Genomic DNA, 3,288 nt, shown 5'->3' with positions numbered 1-3,288 from the left:
CCGCGCTCACCGGCCGCCCGCTCGCCGAGTGATCGCCCCGCGGCTGCCGATCCGCGTGGCCCGGGCGGGGAACCGCGTCGATGCCCGTCGGCGACACCGGGCGCGGCATCCGTCCTCTCAATAGACTCGAGGTCATGACCGTCGCCTCCACGCCCGCGCTCGAAGCCGATCGCCAGTATCTGATCGCCCTCATCCAGGACGAGGCGGTGTTCCACGGCGACTTCACGCTCTCGAGCGGCAAGAAGGCGACGTACTACGTCGACATGCGCAAGCTCACCCTCGACCACCGGGCCGCGCCCTCCATCGGGCGCATCATGCTCGACCTCATCCGCGACGTCGACGGCATCGTGGCCGTGGGCGGGCTCACGCTCGGCGCCGACCCCATCGCGAACGCGGTGATGCACGAGTCCGCCCGCACGCACATGCCGCTCGACGCGTTCGTGGTGCGCAAGGAGCCCAAGGACCACGGCCGCGGGCGCCAGGTGGAGGGGGCGGATGTCGCGGGCAAGCGCGTCGTCGTGCTGGAAGACACCTCGACCACGGGTCAGTCCGCACTCAAGGCCGTCGAGGCGCTGCGCCGCGAGGGAGCGGAGCCCGTCGCCGTCGCCGTCATCGTCGACCGCAAGACCGGGGCGCAGGCCGCCGTCGAGGCCGAGGGCCTGCAGTGGCTGGCGGCGATCGACCTCGACGACCTCGGGCTCGAACCGCAGTAGTTCTTCCCGCCGAGATGTCACACGGCGGCGCCGGCCGGTGTCTCCATGTCGAAGGACTCGTTCCCACGACACGGAGGAAGACATGACTGAGACGACCCGCATCCCCGCGACCGAGGTCACCGGCGTCTACGGCGCCCTGGTCAAGGCGGCGGCCCGGAAGATGATCGGCCGTGTGCCCGACTCGGTCGGCGTGCTGTGGCACCACAAGGCCGTCATGAAGGACTCGATGGGCATCGGGCAGAAGGTCGAGCACTGGCACGAGCTCGACCCGAACCTGGCGACGTACGCCGCGATGGCGGCGGCCGCGACCATCGGCTGCAGCTTCTGCCTCGACTTCAACTACTTCGCTTCGCACAACCGCGGCGTCGACGCGGCCAAGGTCCGCGAGGTCCCGCGCTGGCGCGAGTCGACGGTCTTCACGCCGCTCGAGCGCCAGGTGATGGAGTACGCCGAGGCGGCGAGTCAGACGCCGCCGGCAGTGACCGATGAGTTGTCGGACGCACTGCTCGCGCAGCTCGGCGAAGCCGGCCTCATCGAGCTGGCAGCCCGCGTGGCGTTCATGAACATGTCGGCCCGCATGAACGTGGCGCTCGGCATCCGCTCGGAGGAGTTCGCGGACTCGTGCGGCCTGCCGCCGCTGGCCCAGCGGCCGGCCGTCGCGGCCCGCGCGTAGGCTCGCCCTCATGAGCACCGCTCACGTCGACGATCCCTTCGTGGAGCACCGCAACCTGCTGTTCACGGTGGCGTACGAGATGCTCGGCTCGGCGGCCGACGCCGAGGACGTGCTGCAGGAGTCGTGGCTGCGCTGGGCCGCGGTGGACCACGACACCGTGCAGGAGCCGCGCGCCTACCTCGTGCGCATCGTGACGCGCCAGGCGCTCAACCACCTGCGCACGGTGTCGCGGCGCCGAGAGGACTACGTCGGCGAGTGGCTCCCCGAGCCGCTGCTCACGAGCCCCGACGTCGCGGAAGACGTCGAGCTCGCCGAGAACCTCTCGATCGCGATGCTCACCGTCCTCGAGACGCTCGGCCCCGCCGAGCGGGCGGTCTTCGTCCTGCGCGAGGTGTTCGATGTGCCGTACGACGAGATCGCGGATGCCGTGGGCAAGACTCCGGCGGCCGTGCGGCAGATCGCGCACCGGGCGAAGGACCACGTCGCGGCCCGGCGACCGCGTGTGCGCGTCGTGCCCGCGGAGCACGAGGAGGCGGTCGAACGGCTCGTCGCGGCGCTCAACACGGGCGACCTGCAAGGGCTGATGGACGTGCTCGCGCCCGAAGTCGTGTCGGTCGCCGACGGCGGTGGCAAGGTGCGTGGTGCGGCGCGGCGTCCGGTCGTCGGCGCGGAACGCCTCGCACGCTACCTCATCGGCGGCATGTCGAAGGTCGAGGGCACGCTCGTGGCATCGGCGACCTGGGTCAACGGCCAGCCCGGGATCCGGGTGGAGCTCGACGGTCAGCTCGCCGGTGTCGTCAGCCTGACCGTCGAGGACGGCCGCATCACGCGGATCTACTCGATCGCCAACCCCGACAAGCTCGGCTGGCTCGACGTGGAGGCGGAGGTCGCCCGCTGATCGTGTGATCAGTCGCCGCGTCCGCGCCCGCGCCACAGCTGCCAGACCACGATGACCAGCGCGGTCAGTGCGATGAGCGCGGAGATCGAGAGCAGCAGCGTCTGCTCGGCCGACGAGATCATCACGGGCGCCTCCCCTCGGCGGCATCCGCGACGACCTTCGTGATGCGTGCGGCGCGCGTGTCGGGCCGGCGGGCCGAGTCGACGCTCGCGATACCGATCTTGCGGGCCGAGGGCGGGAAGGCGTCCCACGCGCTGCGCGCGGTCGGGACCGCATCGAGGGCTGCGGCGAGGTCGTCGGGCTCGCGCAGCGCCTCGGCATTGTCGAGCACGGTCCACGATCCGTTCTGCTTGGCCAGTTCGATGGCACGGATGCCGGCTTCCGTGAGCAGGCCGTCGGCCTCGAGCTGCACGACCCGCGCCTTGTTGGTCGCCGCCCAGCCGCTCGAGGAGCGTCGCGGGGCGAACCACAGCCCTCCGCGCTGCTCGTCGAACGAGCGCACCGGGCCGTCGATCCAGCCGAAGCACAGCGCCTGCCGGATCGCGTCCTCGTAGGCGACGAACTCGAGCCCCGAGCCCGGTCGCGCCCGCACGAGCCACGCTCCACGGGAGGTGCGATGGTTCGCATCCAGCCACGCGCGCCACGCCGCGGCATCCACTGCCTCCACCATCTCGCCGTCGTCGAGCGCACCCATGCGGCGACCCTATCGGGAGGCGCCGACCCCCCGCGCGGCGACCTCGCGGACCGCGTCGCCGAGAAGCCTCACGGCCTCGTCGACGAGCGGGTCGGCGAGGTCGCCGTAGCCGAGCACGAGTCGCTCCGGCGCGGGCACGTCGGGCGAGACGCGGTAGCGGCGGAGGTCCGTGAGCGCGACGTCGTGGGCGGCGCCCGCGTGTACGACATCGGCCGCGCGCACGCCGGGCGGCAGATCGAGCACCAGGTGGAGCCCCGCCGCGATGCCCGACACGCGGCACTCGGGCAGGCGGTGCGCGAGCGCCGCGAGC

At 72.0% G+C, this 3,288-nt stretch carries 4 protein-coding genes and 1 pseudogene; 3 read left to right on the top strand and 2 right to left on the bottom strand.

The features are described from left to right. Positions 1-134: 134 nt before the first annotated feature. The 3 genes from pyrE (at position 135) to VIP82_RS19800 (ending at position 2,284) form a co-directional block, all read left to right on the top strand. Positions 135-713: an orotate phosphoribosyltransferase gene (gene pyrE, locus VIP82_RS19810; RefSeq protein WP_308870194.1), complete on the top strand. Its 579-nt coding sequence runs from the start codon at positions 135-137 to the stop codon at positions 711-713. Between the two features lie 82 nt (positions 714-795). Further along, positions 796-1,386, top strand: coding sequence for a carboxymuconolactone decarboxylase family protein (locus tag VIP82_RS19805; protein ID WP_331911786.1), 591 nt, complete (start codon positions 796-798; stop codon positions 1,384-1,386). A 10-nt stretch (positions 1,387-1,396) separates the two neighbouring features. Beyond that, a complete protein-coding gene (locus tag VIP82_RS19800; protein ID WP_331911784.1) occupies positions 1,397-2,284 on the top strand; it encodes an RNA polymerase sigma-70 factor in 888 nt (295 codons plus the stop codon). A 121-nt stretch (positions 2,285-2,405) separates the two neighbouring features. Here the strand turns inward: VIP82_RS19800 and VIP82_RS19795 are convergent, their stop codons facing one another. Beyond that, positions 2,406-2,978, bottom strand: coding sequence for a YdeI/OmpD-associated family protein (locus VIP82_RS19795; RefSeq protein ID WP_331911782.1), 573 nt, complete (start codon positions 2,976-2,978; stop codon positions 2,406-2,408). 9 nt (positions 2,979-2,987) lie between these two features. Further along, positions 2,988-3,288: pseudogene (locus VIP82_RS19790) on the bottom strand (PLP-dependent aminotransferase family protein); the annotation flags it as partial.

This window comes from Microbacterium sp., assembly GCF_036566905.1.
Lineage (GTDB): Bacteria > Actinomycetota > Actinomycetes > Actinomycetales > Microbacteriaceae > Microbacterium.
The sequence above is the reverse complement of the archived record's forward strand: the minus strand, read 5'-3'. Positions and strand labels throughout refer to the sequence as shown.

Coding starts and splice junctions, on each gene's coding strand:
- VIP82_RS19800 (WP_331911784.1), top strand. CDS start 1,397: ATGAGCACCGCTCACGTCGACGATCCCTTCGTGGAGCACCGCAACCTG.
- VIP82_RS19805 (WP_331911786.1), top strand. CDS start 796: ATGACTGAGACGACCCGCATCCCCGCGACCGAGGTCACCGGCGTCTAC.
- VIP82_RS19795 (WP_331911782.1), bottom strand. CDS start 2,978: ATGGGTGCGCTCGACGACGGCGAGATGGTGGAGGCAGTGGATGCCGCG.
- pyrE (WP_308870194.1), top strand. CDS start 135: ATGACCGTCGCCTCCACGCCCGCGCTCGAAGCCGATCGCCAGTATCTG.